This is a genomic window from Domibacillus sp. 8LH, from assembly GCF_038806185.1.
Classification (GTDB): domain Bacteria; phylum Bacillota; class Bacilli; order Bacillales; family Domibacillaceae; genus Domibacillus; species Domibacillus indicus_A.
Window position 1 is genome coordinate 169,887 of sequence record NZ_JAVJNG010000002.1, and the last position, 14,063, is coordinate 183,949.

The following is a 14,063-nucleotide window of genomic DNA, read 5'->3' on the forward strand; positions in this document are numbered from 1 at the left end:
AATTTTTTACAATAAAAAAGAACAGCCGTAAAGACTGTTCTTACTTCATCCCCATATCCAGCTCGTAAAGCCGTTTGTAGCGTTTTTCCTGCTGGAACAGCTCTTCGTGTGTGCCGTTCATTTGAATCTGTCCGTTATCTAAAAAGACAATCCGGTCCATTTTTTCCATACCCGCCAAGTGGTGAGTAATCCAGATAACGGTTTTTCCATCCAGCACTTCAAATACGGTATCAATCAGCTGCCGTTCCGTCATAGGATCAAGCCCAATCGTCGGTTCATCCAATATAACGATAGGGGTCTGCTGCAGCAAAATACGGGCCAGGGCAATCCGCTGACGCTCTCCGCCGGAAAAGCGGGCCCCGGTTTCCTGCATCACCGTTCCATATCCGTTTGGAAGGGATTCAATATACTCATGCATATGCACCCGTTTGGCCGCTTCGATGACTTCTTCGTCTGTTGCCTGCGGGCTGCCGAGCCGGATATTATTCATAACCGTTGTGTTAAACAAGTATGGCTGCTGGTTCAGCACTGCTATTTCCCGGGAAATGTATTCATCCGGTTCATTTCCATTTACCAATACTGTGCCGGCCTGCGGAGAAATTAATCCTTCTGCCAGCTGCATAATTGTTGATTTCCCTGCGCCGCTCGGACCGAGAATCGCTACTTTTTCCCCTGCCGGCACAGAGAATTGAAAATGCTTCAATACCGGTTCTGTTTCGCTGTAAGAAAAAGATACATCTTCAAAAGAAAGTGCCGGCACTCCTTTTACGAAAACCGGCTGAATAATGTTTGGTTCCGTTTTTCCTTCTTCAACTTTTTCAAGACGGCCGAGGGACTGGACGTAGCCGGTCCACTCCTGTGCTGCTGAAGAAAGGGGAAGGAAAGCTTCCATAATCGGAAACAGCACCAGTGTAAAAGCAGCAATTAAGATCGGTGCCATTTCACTGTTAACGCTTTGGCCGCCTGCCCATACCATCATGGTGACAACCGCCGCTCCGACAAGCAGCTGCAGACCAAAGTCGCGGCTGCGGGCAAAAGCCCGTTTAGCCGATTCAAGCTCTGTCCATTTTTGTTCAGCACGCTCAAAGTCATCCACAAACGCTTGCTGGCGTCCACTGAACAGCCAGTCGCCCATGCCCATTACCGCATCGGTTAACCGGCCATACTGCGCAGCACGCTGTTCTTTTTGCTTCGCCTGCTTTGCTTTCATAACCAGCAGCGAAACAAGCGGAACAAGCACAGTAAAAATGAAAAAGTACAGCGCCATCACAAGAGCAAACGGAATAGAGAAAAAGCCAAGCGCCACAACAGCAGCGACATATAAAAGCAGGGCGCTTAACCATGGGAAAATCAATTTAATATATACATCCTGCAAATGCTCAATATCATCCGCAAACAAGCTGAGCGCGTCACCGGTTTTAAAACGTGCCATTTGCGGGCGAAGTACTTCATACAGCCGGACGCGCATGCGGGAGACGATTTTTAAAATGAGGCTATGGCTCACCAGCCGCTCTACATAACGAGAAACGGACCGCATAATGCCGAAGGTGCGTACCAATACGATCGGCACGTAAATCATCAGCAGGTTTTCGGGGCGTGAAGCGGCTTTTGAAATCAGATAGCCGGATACAAACAGCAGCGCACTGGCTGCAAAAATGGTCAGTCCGCCAAGCAGAACAACCAGAATGAGCAATCGTTTATGTTCTTTCAGGTAAGGAATCAGCCACCCCATGTGTATCACCTCGTGCGGCTTGTACGAGGGAGGCGTACAAGCCGTTTTTCTTCATTAATTCATCATGTGTTCCTGCTTCGGCAATTTGTCCTTGTTCCATCACGATAATCCAGTCCATTTCCTGCATCCAGTGAAGCCGGTGCGTGGCCAGCAGTACAAGCTTTTGATCGAAAAGAGGAAGCATGGTTTCTTTTAAAGCCGCTTCGGTTTCGATATCCAGATGCGCAGTCGGTTCATCAAGCAGTACAACCGGCCGGTTGCTGAGATAAGCCCGGGCTGCTGCTACACGCTGCATCTGCCCGCCGCTCAGGCGGCGTCCGCCTTCGCCGATCGTTGTATGCAGCAGCTCCTCAAGCGAAGACAGACCCGCTTTTTTGGCTGCTTCGATGACTTCTTCGTCTGATGCATCCGGTTCGTAAAAGCGGATATTATCTGCCAATGTTCCGCTGAAAATATACGGATGCTGCGGAATATAAGTCAGCTGGTTTTGCCAGGCCGGCTGCTGAAGATGGGAAACAGTCTGGCCGTTCACCGAAATGGTTCCAGCATCAGCCCCTAAAAAACCGCCCAGTACGTCGATTAAAGTGGATTTACCCGCGCCGCTTGCCCCGATAATGCCGACTTTTGCCCGTCCTTTAATAGAAAGAGAGATGTTTTGCAGGGAAGCGGTATTCACGCCTGACAACGTCAGTTCATCATGCTCTGACCACGATGAAAGGGAAAAACCAGCGGCCTCTGTGTAAGCAGGCGTATCCAAAATGTCCTGCATAGCGCGGCCGGATTCCTGACCATTTAAAGTGGCGTGATAATCGGTGCCGAGCTCCCGAACCGGAAGAAAGTATTCAGGAGCCAAAATAAGCACAGTGAGCGCCGGCAGAAGTGTCATTTTTCCATCTACAAGCCCAAGACCGAGAAACACCGCAACGGTTGCGACAGACAGCATCGCGAAAAAGTCGAGCGCAAAAGAAGAAAGAAAAGCGACTTTTAAAGTGCTCATCGTTGATTTTCGGTACTGTTCGCTTACATGCTCGATCTGTTTACGATGTGAGCGCGCGCGCCCTAAAAACGTCAATGTTTCCAGCCCTCGAAGCGAGTCTGTGAAGTGGCCGGCGAGCCGCTGGTAGCCCTCCCACTGGCTGTCTGCTTTTTTCCGGGCTGCAAGTCCTAATAGCACCATGAAAACGAGTAAAACAGGGAGTGTGATGGCCAAGACGATTCCGGATGTCCGGTCGGTCCACAGAACAAACAGCCAAATCGCCAATGGAAGAATCATCATGTTCATCATTTTCGGTAAAAACAAATCCAAATACGTACGGAACTGGTTTGTTCCTTCTATAATCAATGTGACAAGCCGCCCGGTTCCTTCCTGTTTTGAATAGCGGGGGCCGAGTGCAAACAGTTTTGACAGCACATCACGGCGGAGCGCCGTGCTCGTTTTTTCCGAGTAGTGCTCAACCACTTTTTGTTTTAAAAAGCCAATAAAGTAGCGGCCGGCCAGCGCACCGAAAAACAGCATCATCATTGGAAACACCGCATTCGGCGTTTCACCGTTGAAAAGCCGGGTAAGGGCGCCTGCAAGCCATTTTGCCTGAAGAATAATCAGCACTGCCTGGATAATAGTGAAAAAGGTGAGTCCGGCAAGCACCGGAACTACACCTTTATAGCGAAATAGATCTTTTCCCATTAGTATGTCAAATCCTTACCGTCGACTCGTTTCCGGAACACGTAATAGCTCCACACTTGATAGCCGATTACAAATGGAAGCAGGGACACCGCCACGATCGTCATGACTTTAAGTGAGTAAGGGCCGGATGCTGCGTTGTATACCGTCAAGTCATAAGCGGCAGACATAGAGCTGATCATCACCCGCGGGAACAGCGAAGCGAAAATGAGCGCAACGGTTAATACAATACCGGCGCCGCTTGAAACAAAAGCAAGGCCGTCCCGTTTTTTCATGAGGAATACGGCTGCCAGCACGTAAGCCAGTACAATTGCACCGATCATCGGGATGGTTACAGCTGCGCGAACCGTAAAAACATCTGTGTAGATATAAGACAATCCAACAAACAGAGCGAGCGCGGCGACCGCCAGCCAGACCACTCGTTTCGCAAGTGAGCGGGCACGGTTTTGCAGGTCACCGACCGTTTTTAGTGTTAAAAAGGATAAGCCATGCAGGAAGCAAAGAATTGTGACAGTAACCCCGCCTGTTACAGAGTAGATGTTCACGAAATCGCTAAAGCCTGCATACATGTTCATGTCAGCGTCAATCGGCATACCACGGAGGATGCTTGTGAACAAGACACCGAACAGAAATGGCGGCAGGATGCTGCCGAAAAACACAACGTAATCCCATGTTTTGGTCCACTTTTCACTGTGGACTTTACCGCGGAATTCAAACGCTACGCCGCGGCCGATCAACGCAAGCAGAACGAAGACGAACGGAACATAGTAGCCGCTGAACATCGTCGCATACCAGTGAGGGAAAGCGGCGAAAATAGCGCCGCCCCCTGTTAAAAGCCACACTTCATTCGCATCCCAGAACGGACCGATTGTGTTGATCATAATACGGCGCTCCAAGTTGTTTTTCGCCAGAAAGCGTGTCGACATACCCACGCCGAAATCGAATCCTTCAAGAAAGAAAAAGCCGACAAAGAGGACCGCGATCAATAAAAACCATAACTCATTCAAGCCCATTACATGTACACCTCCTGATCAAACGGATCAATCGTTTGCGTTTCTGGCGCCGCCTCGTGATGCTCAACGCCTTTTTTAATTTCGCGGACAAACAAGTAAACAAGAACAATCGCTAAAATCGTATATGCAAGAGAAAAAGCAATAAGTGACAGAAGCAGGCTCTGGGCGCTGACGTTTGGTGAAACAGATGCCGACGTTGTCATCAGTCCAAACACCGTCCACGGCTGACGGCCAATTTCCGTCATAATCCAGCCGGCAGAGTTTGCGATGAATGGGAACGAGATAAGCGCCACCATGCCGCGCAGGAACCATTTTTTCTGGACAAGTGTTTCCCGATAGCTGAAATAAAGGCCCAGCACCGATGCAAGAATCATCACCATACCGGCACCCACCATAATCCGGAAGCTCCAGAAAGTTGTTTTAACCGGCGGGATGTAGTTGCCTTCTCCGTATTTTGCTTCATATTCTGCCTGTAGAGTTTTCATCCCCGGCACGTCCCCCTGGAATTTTTCATATGCCAGGTAGCTGAGCGCAAACGGAATGTTAATTTCAAATGAGTTTTCTTGATTTTTAGAGTCAATGAATGCAAATGCTGTCCATGAAGCCGGATCACCGCTGTCTTCCCAAAGCGCTTCACTGGCCGCCATTTTCATAGGCTGTGATTCCATTAAGTGCTTCGCCTGAGCGTGGCCGGTAAATGCAATGGCAAGCCCTGAGATCAAGGCGACGGTCATAGCAAGGTTAAAGGACCGTTTAAACAAGTCTACTTCATAGCCTTTAATGATTTTATAAGCACTGATGCCTCCAATGAAAAAAGCACCTGTAGCAAGCGCACCGAAAATCACGTGCGGAAATTCTACCGCAAGCTGCGGATTGGTTAACAGAGCAAAGAAGTCATTCATTTCTGCCCGGCCGTTTTTGATAGCAAAGCCGACCGGCTCCTGCATAAACGAGTTGGCTGCTAAAATCCAAAGCGCGGACATCATCGTTCCCAGCGATACGAGCCAAATGCAGGCAAGATGTACTTTTTTGGACAGGCGGTCCCAGCCAAAAATCCACAAACCAATAAAAGTAGATTCCATAAAAAAAGCAAGCAGCGCTTCAATAGCAAGCGGAGCACCAAACACGTCTCCGACAAACCGGGAATACTCTGACCAGTTCATCCCAAATTGAAATTCCTGAATAATTCCCGTCACAACGCCGACTGCAAAGTTGATTAAAAACAAATGCCCCCAAAACTTAGCCAGTTTTTTGTAGCGTTCGTCGCCTTTTAAAACGTAATGTGTTTCAAACAATGCGACTAAAAACACAAGACCGATTGAAAGCGGTACAAACAAAAAGTGAAAAATGGTGGTAGACCCGAACTGAAGCCGGGCTAAAAATAGTTCATCCATCCCGTAAATCCCCTTTCTCCTATTTACACAGTAATAATATATTATATTGTGAATTAGTTCACATTCTCTATCTGCTTTATAATTTACTCTCTTTTTCTGCCAAAAGATATAGGGTTTCAGCGTAGAATTTGAATGATTTGTGACATTTTTCACAAATTATTTTTTCCACTGTGAAAAGAGAGTAAATTCTGAAATGAAAGGGAAAAGCGTGTATAATCAGGGATAAAAGAACGATGAAAGGGGTTTACGGGGATGATTGAGCGGCTGCATCATGGGGAAGAAGCAACAGCAGCGGAAATTCTGGCACTGCAAATACCTGCTTATAAAGTGGAAGCGTCATTAATTGGGTATGACGGCATTCCACATTTAAATGAAACGGTAGAGATGATTAAAAACAGTGATGAAATTTTTATCGGATTTTTAACAGAAGGAGAGCTGTGTGGCTTTCTTTCTTATAAAGACGAAGATGGGTCGGCCTTTATTCAACGGCTGGTTGTTCATCCAGGACACTTTCATGAAGGGGTTGCTTCAAAGCTCCTGACATATTTTCTGCAGGAAGAATCAGCAGGGCGGACGGTTCTTGTTACAACCGGCGCAAAAAATGAGCCTGCCCGCAATTTATATAAGAAATTTGGATTTGAAGAGCTGGATACGCTGCTGCCGGAGCCGGGTGTAGAACTGGTACTGCTGGAAAAAAAACATCAGTAAACATTTATTGCTCGTATTTTCACAAGAAAATAGTGTAGAATAAGTGCTGTATAAAATTTTTAAGACCAGAAAGGCTGGAAGATAGATGTCATTAACAAACCATGGAACGATTCCTGTAGCGGTTTCTGCCCGCCACATCCACTTATCACAGGAGCACCTTGAAATTTTATTTGGAAAAGGCCACGAGCTCACAAAGCGTGCGGACTTATCGCAGCCAGGACAATTCGCGGCAGAAGAAACGGTAACGATTGCTGGTAAGAAAAGTGAAATTGCCCGCGTTCGTGTTCTTGGCCCATGCCGTCCTGCTACACAAGTGGAAGTAAGCTGGACAGATGCCATGAAGCTTGGCGTACGTCCGCCGCTTCGTGAGTCAGGCGATATTAAAGGATCTGAAGCTGTGACGATCACAGGTCCTGCAGGTACAGTGGAGCTTGAAGAAGGCTTAATCATTGCCCAGGCACACGTTCATATGACACCAGCAGATGCAGAAAAATACAATGTAGAAAACGGCCAGATCGTGACTGTAGAAATCGGCGGCGACCGTCCAATCGCATTCCGCAATGTCGTGATCCGCGTATCTGAAAGCTATGCGCTTGAAATGCATATCGATACAGATGAAGCGAATGCCGGTTTTATCTCTCAAGGCGCTACAGGCGACATTTGGGCGTAAGTTTACATAAAAAAGGTTTGATCCTCTCCGGGATCAAACCTTTTTTTGTTCGGGCAGTGTTTTACACTGCTTTTTTATGTACCGGTGGTGCCGTTTTGTAACGCCGTCCCGTCCGGGCTACTTTGTTCCAGCCGGTCCGGTTAAAGAAGTAAGCGATAGTACCGTACATCACATAAAACAGATTTAGGAAACGAAAAATCGTCACGTCAAACAGGATGCCTGTAAAGAGCCGCCCTCTTTCGCCTTGGTTAAAGCAGACGCCATAATGATGAGAGCGGGTGATGGCGACTATATCACAAAACGAGCCGAACATCATGGTCACAGCAGCATAAAGAGCGAGATGCTCTATCATAAACATTGAGCCGAGCGTAAGCTGCTGAATCAGCATCGCCGTCATAACATACGCGGTAACGGTGCCGCCAATAAACGTTTCAAACACACAAAAAAAAGAAACAGGCTTTCGCAAAAGAGTGCGAGTGAAAAAAGGGGCAAAATGAATGATGCAATCAACGAACGCTTTTTGCCAGCGGACCCGCTGCTTAAAAACATCCCGGTTGTTTTCCGGCAGCTCGGTATAGCAGACAGCCTCCGGCAGAAACACAATGCGTTTGGCCGGATGATCTGAAATGTACCGCTGGATACGCAGGGTAATATCAATATCTTCTCCCAGCGTGGTGCGGTAGCCGCCGACTTCGAGCAGAACCCGCTTATCGAAAATACCGAACGCCCCTGAGATAATCGACAGAGCACGAAACCGAGCTAAAGACACTTTTGTAATGTAAAAGCCTTTCATTAAATCGAGCATTTGCGCCCGAATCAGCCAGTTGGCACTTTTTAAAGACAAGCGCCCGAAATGGCCGCCGGCTTTTGTTTGCAGCACATGCACCATGCCGCCGGCAGCAATCACATCTGGCGTTTGAAACGCTTCATTTGCCAAAGGCAGGGCATCATCACTTAAAATGCTGTCCGCATCCAGCGTCACCACAATCTCATAAGAAGCGTATTCAATACCGGCATTGAGCGAATCGGCTTTGCCGCCATTTTCTTTGTTGATCACAAATACATGCGGCAGGAAGCCGGATTGATACACACCGTGGATCGGTTGATGGGCCAGCTGGCCGAGCGCTTGTTTTTGACACTCAACGAGGCCCAATTTTTCCTTTAAAAGCGCAAAGGTTTCATCGCTCGAACCATCATTAATATAAATGACTTCACGGGATGGATAAGAAAGAGATTGTATGTGATCAATCGACGTTTGAATAATCGCCGCTTCATTAAAACAAGGAATTAACACGCTGATGCCTTTCGGGGCAGAAGGCTTTTGACCAGACCGCCCGCGCTGGGACGGAGTGCTGCAGAATACATGTAAAACAGGAAACAGAATGCTGAGACAAAACAATATAAAAACCAATAGATTCATAGAACAGCTTCCTCTCGACAATTGCTGTTCTTAATTATAGTGAGAGAAAGAAAGGATAAAAGAGTTGTTACGGAAATGAAAAGAAAAATAAGGGGTATGTCCCAGTTTGTTATCGAATTGTTATAAAAGGGAAGGTAAAAGTTCATACTGATTTTCCACTACAATGGGGCGGGCGGGCACGCTCAAGCGGGCTTACTTCTGCACGGAAACGGGAAAAATAAAAAAAGGAGGTGGATAGATGAATACTGCTCAGAGAATCTTAGGGCGCTTTTTTGCTGAGCGCTTTTATGATCAGGCGGCGCAAACGGCTTACTACCTGCTGCTGTCGGCGATTCCATTTATCATTTTTATGCTTTCATTAATTCGCTTTTTTCCAGTGGATCAGCAGGCCATTCTCGATTTTATCCGTCCGTATGCGCCGGGGGAATCGTTCACCTTAATTGAAGAAAACGTCGCGGCTGTACTCTCTGCTGAACAAGGGCAGGTGCTGTCACTCAGCCTAGTTTCTACGTTTTGGCTGTCTTCGATGGCAGTCCAGTCATTGGGCCGCTCACTAAATGACGCCTACAAAATTGAACGGGACCTCCCTTTCTGGAAAGGCCTTCTGCGCGATTTTGGCGTTACATTGATTTTTATGATCATCGTGCCGCTGTCGTTTGTGATTCCTTTGCTGGAAAGAGTGCTGCACTGGCTTGTATCGCAATCGGGCACGCTTGAGCAGCTGTCAAGGCTTTTGGATATATGGCCGGCAGCCCAATGGGGGATTGGAACCCTGTTTTTAGTGGTGTTTTTTATCGCTTTTTATAAAATTATCCCAAATGATCAAGTGCCTATTTTATATGTTCTGCCGGGCGCGCTGTTCGCGGCACTCGGCTGGCAGATCGTGTCTTTCCTGTTTGAAAGCTATGCAGCGGCGGTCAGCTATACGCGCTTGTACGGGCAGCTGTCAGGGATCATCGTGCTTGTCCTCTGGTTTTATTTAACGGCTGTTGTGATTTTGCTTGGCGGCCTTTTTAATGCGGAAAAAGAACAAAAATAAAAAAGAGTTCGTTGGGCAGAGCTCCTCTGACTGTAGAAGAATGATGTGGATGACCGTGTACATGAATGAAGTGGATCGGCGGCGTCCAGGCAGCTCCGCTTTCCATGGGGCAGGCGCTGCCCTCCCGCCGCCAAGATTGTATAGAGCTCATAAGGTCGTATTTTTCTGTTTAAAAAAGAGAACAGTTCTATTCGGTCCTTGCTTGTGAATCTGCAATACCACTTACCAGCTCTTTTTTAAAAGCGAAAGACTTTGTCTACACACTGAGGAGCTCTTTAGGCAGGGCTCCTTTTTTATGGGTTGTCGCTTTGAAAAGACAAACAGGTTAAATAGTGGCCGTTCAAGTATTGCTGCCGGGTTAAATCCTTTGTTTCAGAAAAACCGTCCTCCAGCAGCTCTTGAAATCCCTCGTCTGTTTCAAACCAATGAACAAGCAGTGCCTCGTTTTCTCCGAGCGGCAGCGCGATGCCGATGATATACTCCGCACATTCAGTTCTTATGTTCCATTTTATGCCGTCTGCCCAGTGCTCGTATCTGTCATTTGGAAGCCGGGAGCCTGCAAACGCAAATGGCTTCTTCCATCTTTCCAATATGTGTTGAATAATGGGTTTTGCTGTAAGCACCTGCTTTTCTTCGATATAATGAAGCCATAAGAAATCGTTCTCGATCATGGCGTACCATTCATCAAGGGCAGATTCAACTGCATCGTGCGTGACGTATGTGCTGAGAAGCGGAATCCATGTATGATACAGCCGTTCAAGCTGTTCGGGGTCTGCATGCTTCTCGACATAATCAGAAAAGCCGTTTAAAACCGCCAACAGTTCGCGTTCGTAAAGAGAGGTCACCGTCAATGTAAAATCCCCTTTTTGATTTTTATTATAAAGGAGAGATGGAGAAATGGGCAGAAGTGTGTTGTACATTGCCGTAAGTCTTGATGGCTTTATTGCAAGAGAGGGCGGGTCAGTGGATTGGCTCGATGCCGTAAAGGGAGACGGAGGAGACAACGGTTACCTGGATTTTTATAAAACCGTTGATACGCTTCTCATGGGGCGCGGCACGTACGAGAAAGTGCTCCAGCTGACGGATGATTTTCCATATGCGGGCAAGAAATGCTGCGTGCTGTCACGAACGATGAAAGGAAAAACAAACCATGTTTTTTTTACAGACGAGCCGCTGCCGGAGGTGCTGGCACGGGAAGAAGGGACCGTTTGGGTGGTTGGCGGTGGACAAGTTGTGAAGGAATGCCTTGCTCATGATTTGCTTGATGAGCTGTTTATCGCTGTTATACCAAAAGTGCTGGGCGGCGGCATTCCGCTGTTTCCACCCGGCACAGAAGCCGCGTTTTCACTTGCTGGTGTAGAAAAGCTGGGAGACATCGTATCGATTCACTACAAGCGAAAGGGCTGATTCGATGACGAAAAAATGGCTGGCAGGCGTGTTGTTAGCAGCAGGCTGCGGCATACAGGAACCAGAGCAGACGGAGCCGGCAGATGGCCCGGAACGTAAAGAACTGGAGGTCGAAGCGGAAAATTTGGATGTTCCGTGGTCGATTACCGAAAGCGAAGGCGTGTTTTATATTTCTGAGCGGAACGGCACCATTGCCAAAGTGGAAGATGGTGATGTAGAGCATCAGCCGGTCGAGCTGGAGGCACCGCTTTCGGACGCGGCGGAAGCCGGTTTGCTCGGTTTCGTGCTGGCGCCGGATTTCGCCGAGTCAAAAGAAGCCTATGCTTATTACACGTATGATAAGGAAGGAAAGCCCTATAACCGGATTGTGATCGTTAAACAGCATGATTCCCGCTGGAGCGAAGCGGATACGCTCCTAGACGGCATTCCATCCGGCAGCTTTCATCATGGCGGCCGGCTTGAAATCGGACCGGATGGAGCTCTTTACGCGACGATTGGAGATGCGTCCAATCCAGAAACCGCTCAAAATCCTGATTCATGGAACGGAAAAATTATTCGGATTGACGAATCAGGCGAGGCGGAGATATACAGCATGGGCCACCGCAACCCGCAGGGCCTTGCCTGGGATGAAGGCGGGACGATGTATGCCTCTGAACACGGACAGTCTGCAAACGATGAGATAAACCTCATCCAAAAAGGAAGAAATTACGGCTGGCCGGACATTGAAGGAACGGAAGAAGCCGAGGGGCTTGAAGTGCCTCTTGCTGTGTCCGGGACAGATGAAACGTGGGCTCCTTCAGGGATGGCCTGGCATAAAGGAGTGCTTTACGCGGCTTCACTCCGTGGTGAAACGGTGCTGAAAATCGACCCCAAAACAGGAAAGGTGTCAAAAGAGATTGAAGGCTACGGCCGTATTCGAGATGTGTTTTCTGACGGGGATTATCTTTATTTTGTGACGAACAATACAGACGGGCGCGGAAACCCGGCAGCTGGCGACGATAAACTGTACCGCCTGGGATATTAAAGGTGAATATCCACTCTACTCCTCTATTGCAGGCAGAATAGTTGCGGCTTCTTCTTTTTCCTCCTACTCTAAAGAAAAGGAGTGGAGAAAGATGAAAGTAGAAATTTGGTCTGATTTTGCCTGCCCGTTTTGCTATATTGGCAAACGCCGGTTTGAGGAAGCGGCGGCACAATTTGATGGCAACATAGAGATAGAGTTTCGCAGCTATGAGCTTGACCCGCATGCACCGGTTAAGTCAGAGGAAAGTGTGCACAGCGCACTGGCGAAAAAGTACGGTATGACAGTGGAAAGTGCCAAAGCAATGAATGACCGAATGACTGAGCAGGCAAAGGAAGCCGGCCTCGTTTATAATATGGATACTATCGTTTTAGCAAACACGCATGATGCACACCGCCTGTCCCATTTTGCCAAAGAAAAAGGAAAAATGAATGAATTTACAGAGCGGGTATTAAGGGCTTACTTTACTGAATCCGAGCATATTGCAGATGCAGATTTGCTGGCTGGATGGGCAGAAGAAGTGGGCCTAAGCCGGGCTGAAGCAAAGGAAGTACTGCAAAGCGGCAAATATAGCGACCGTGTCCGCGCTGATCAAGAAGAAGCGCGCGACATTGGTATCGAAGGCGTTCCATTTTTTATTTTCAATGATAAATACGCTGTTTCCGGCGCGCAGTCTGTTGAGGCGTTTAAGCAGGTGCTTGACCAGGTAGCGGCTGATGAAGAAGTAACAGCAGGCAAAACCGAATGGTGCCAGGATGATGACTGCACGGATGGGGAAAGCAGCCAGGATTGAATGCCTGAAAAATAGACTTCTATAACAGAAGAGAATAAGAAAGCGTCGCTCAGCTGTTTATGGGACGAAGGAAGAGGCCAAAGCCGCTAACGGCTTTGGCCCTTTATAGGATAACGGCAGGCTTAAAGCACAAACAAGCCGGGCGCAATGGAGCGTGCGCAATGAATACCGCTCACGGTGGCGCCGATTGTGCCGCCGCCTGGAAAAATCGAATCGCCGCACAGCCATAGATTCGGCAGACCGGAGCGGTGAGACAGCGAGCCAAACAGCGCGTGCTCAGTGATTTGCGGAAAGCCGCCTACATACCCGTTTGACCGCTTCGTATACCGTTCCCATGCTTTTGGTGCACCAGTTTCCATATGAATAATCATTTTGCGGAAATTCGGGTACACGGATTCGATCATCGCCAGCATTTTCTCGGTCAGCTCTTCTTTGTACGCATCATAGTCCTGCTTCGTCTGCCAATGACCCGGGGAGGAATGAGTGGAAACGGTCATCGTTCGTTTGCCTTCCGGTGCCCGCAGGCGGTCGTCTTTAGCAGAAAGAGACATAAACAGGGGCTGCCTTCACTCATTGAATCCGAGGAAATCTGCCCCAACAGCGGAAATGAATCCGGGATCAGCGCCTCGTCCAGCAGTAAATAGAGGGTATGCGTAACCCAGGTTGGCCTGCCGGCGAGCTTTCGGTGCCGGCCCGAAAGACCGCTTACGAGGGAGGGCAGGTGCTGGATGGCGCTGTTAAAGACAATATGCTTGGCGTGGTATTCGTTGCCGCGCTCGTCAACAGCGGTCCAGCCGCTGTTTTTTTTCATGAATACAATCCGTCGTTTTTTTTTTCAGGACACCTCCGTTTTCACGAATCGAATCTGCCAATGTTTCAGCGACACGGTACAAGCCGCCTTCCACGTAGTACGCGCCTTCGTGATAAATATCAAGTGCAGTCGCTGCCAACAAATAGGAAGCATATTTCGAGGTTGTCTGCATACTGTCGATTAACTGGCCGTCAAGCAAATGAACAACTGGACCTTCTTTGCCGAGTCCATGCTTGTGCAGCCGGTCTTCAAGTGTGGCGCGCGCAAATGGCGCAAGCTTTGCATGCCAGGGCCGGAGAGACAAAAGCAAATACGCCCATTCGCCGGCTGTTTGAGGCGGAAGAGCAGGAAGGGGTTTCATGAGCTGGCGGATG

Annotated in this window: 15 protein-coding genes; 6 read left to right on the forward strand and 9 right to left on the reverse strand. The window is 48.4% G+C overall.

Going from position 1 to position 14,063, the window contains the following annotated elements:
• Positions 1–40 precede the first annotated feature (40 nt).
• The 4 genes from cydC to RG959_RS04360 are packed head-to-tail and all read right to left on the reverse strand — an operon-like array spanning position 41 to position 5,820.
• The gene (cydC, locus tag RG959_RS04345) at positions 41–1,732 is read right to left on the reverse strand and encodes a thiol reductant ABC exporter subunit CydC (protein ID WP_342796101.1); all 1,692 of its coding nucleotides are present in this window, start codon (positions 1,730–1,732) and stop codon (positions 41–43) included.
• Positions 1,698–3,416 carry a thiol reductant ABC exporter subunit CydD gene (gene cydD, locus RG959_RS04350; RefSeq protein WP_342796102.1) on the reverse strand — a complete coding sequence of 573 codons (1,719 nt, stop codon included), beginning with the start codon at positions 3,414–3,416 and terminating at the stop codon, positions 1,698–1,700. The genes cydC and cydD overlap by 35 nt, the downstream gene beginning before the upstream one ends.
• On the reverse strand, positions 3,416–4,426 hold the full coding sequence (gene cydB, locus RG959_RS04355; RefSeq protein ID WP_342796103.1) for a cytochrome d ubiquinol oxidase subunit II: 1,011 nt from the start codon (positions 4,424–4,426) through the stop codon (positions 3,416–3,418). The genes cydD and cydB overlap by 1 nt, the downstream gene beginning before the upstream one ends.
• Positions 4,426–5,820, reverse strand: a complete 1,395-nt coding sequence (locus RG959_RS04360; protein WP_251271366.1) for a cytochrome ubiquinol oxidase subunit I — start codon at positions 5,818–5,820, stop codon at positions 4,426–4,428. The genes cydB and RG959_RS04360 overlap by 1 nt, the downstream gene beginning before the upstream one ends.
• A 252-nt stretch (positions 5,821–6,072) precedes the next feature.
• Between RG959_RS04360 and RG959_RS04365 the strand changes: the two genes are divergently transcribed.
• Together RG959_RS04365 and pduL are read left to right on the forward strand one after the other, a co-directional pair.
• The gene (locus tag RG959_RS04365) at positions 6,073–6,528 is read left to right on the forward strand and encodes a GNAT family N-acetyltransferase (RefSeq protein WP_251271368.1); all 456 of its coding nucleotides are present in this window, start codon (positions 6,073–6,075) and stop codon (positions 6,526–6,528) included.
• An 85-nt stretch (positions 6,529–6,613) separates the two neighbouring features.
• Entirely contained in the window at positions 6,614–7,198 is a 585-nt protein-coding gene (gene pduL / locus RG959_RS04370) for a phosphate propanoyltransferase (RefSeq protein WP_251271369.1), read from the forward strand.
• A gap of 61 nt (positions 7,199–7,259) precedes the next feature.
• Here pduL and RG959_RS04375 read toward each other — a convergent pair whose 3' ends face one another.
• A complete protein-coding gene (locus tag RG959_RS04375; RefSeq protein WP_342796104.1) occupies positions 7,260–8,618 on the reverse strand; it encodes a glycosyltransferase family 2 protein in 1,359 nt (452 codons plus the stop codon).
• A gap of 238 nt (positions 8,619–8,856) precedes the next feature.
• Between RG959_RS04375 and RG959_RS04380 the strand changes: the two genes are divergently transcribed.
• On the forward strand, positions 8,857–9,657 hold the full coding sequence (locus tag RG959_RS04380) for a YihY/virulence factor BrkB family protein (RefSeq protein WP_342796105.1): 801 nt from the start codon (positions 8,857–8,859) through the stop codon (positions 9,655–9,657).
• A gap of 293 nt (positions 9,658–9,950) precedes the next feature.
• On the opposite strand, the gene RG959_RS04385 is transcribed toward RG959_RS04380, so the two are convergent.
• Entirely contained in the window at positions 9,951–10,508 is a 558-nt protein-coding gene (locus tag RG959_RS04385; protein WP_342796106.1) for a hypothetical protein, read from the reverse strand.
• A 46-nt stretch (positions 10,509–10,554) separates the two neighbouring features.
• Between RG959_RS04385 and RG959_RS04390 the strand changes: the two genes are divergently transcribed.
• From RG959_RS04390 to RG959_RS04400, 3 genes are all read left to right on the forward strand, one after another.
• Positions 10,555–11,064: a dihydrofolate reductase family protein gene (locus tag RG959_RS04390; RefSeq protein WP_342796107.1), complete on the forward strand. Its 510-nt coding sequence runs from the start codon at positions 10,555–10,557 to the stop codon at positions 11,062–11,064.
• 4 nt (positions 11,065–11,068) lie between these two features.
• Entirely contained in the window at positions 11,069–12,088 is a 1,020-nt protein-coding gene (locus RG959_RS04395; protein ID WP_342796108.1) for a PQQ-dependent sugar dehydrogenase, read from the forward strand.
• Positions 12,089–12,179: 91 nt separating this feature from the next.
• Entirely contained in the window at positions 12,180–12,878 is a 699-nt protein-coding gene (locus RG959_RS04400) for a DsbA family oxidoreductase (protein ID WP_342796109.1), read from the forward strand.
• A 122-nt stretch (positions 12,879–13,000) separates the two neighbouring features.
• On the opposite strand, the gene RG959_RS04405 is transcribed toward RG959_RS04400, so the two are convergent.
• Genes RG959_RS04405 through RG959_RS04415 form a run of 3 tightly spaced genes read right to left on the reverse strand, consistent with a single transcriptional unit; the run spans position 13,001 to position 14,050 of the window.
• Positions 13,001–13,429 carry a phytoene desaturase family protein gene (locus RG959_RS04405; RefSeq protein ID WP_342796110.1) on the reverse strand — a complete coding sequence of 143 codons (429 nt, stop codon included), beginning with the start codon at positions 13,427–13,429 and terminating at the stop codon, positions 13,001–13,003.
• Positions 13,372–13,689 (reverse strand): hypothetical protein, encoded by a 318-nt coding sequence (locus RG959_RS04410; protein ID WP_342796111.1) that lies wholly within the window; start codon positions 13,687–13,689, stop codon positions 13,372–13,374. The genes RG959_RS04405 and RG959_RS04410 overlap by 58 nt, the downstream gene beginning before the upstream one ends.
• The gene (locus RG959_RS04415) at positions 13,658–14,050 is read right to left on the reverse strand and encodes a phytoene desaturase family protein (protein WP_342796112.1); all 393 of its coding nucleotides are present in this window, start codon (positions 14,048–14,050) and stop codon (positions 13,658–13,660) included. The genes RG959_RS04410 and RG959_RS04415 overlap by 32 nt, the downstream gene beginning before the upstream one ends.
• Between the last annotated feature and the right edge of the window lie 13 nt (positions 14,051–14,063).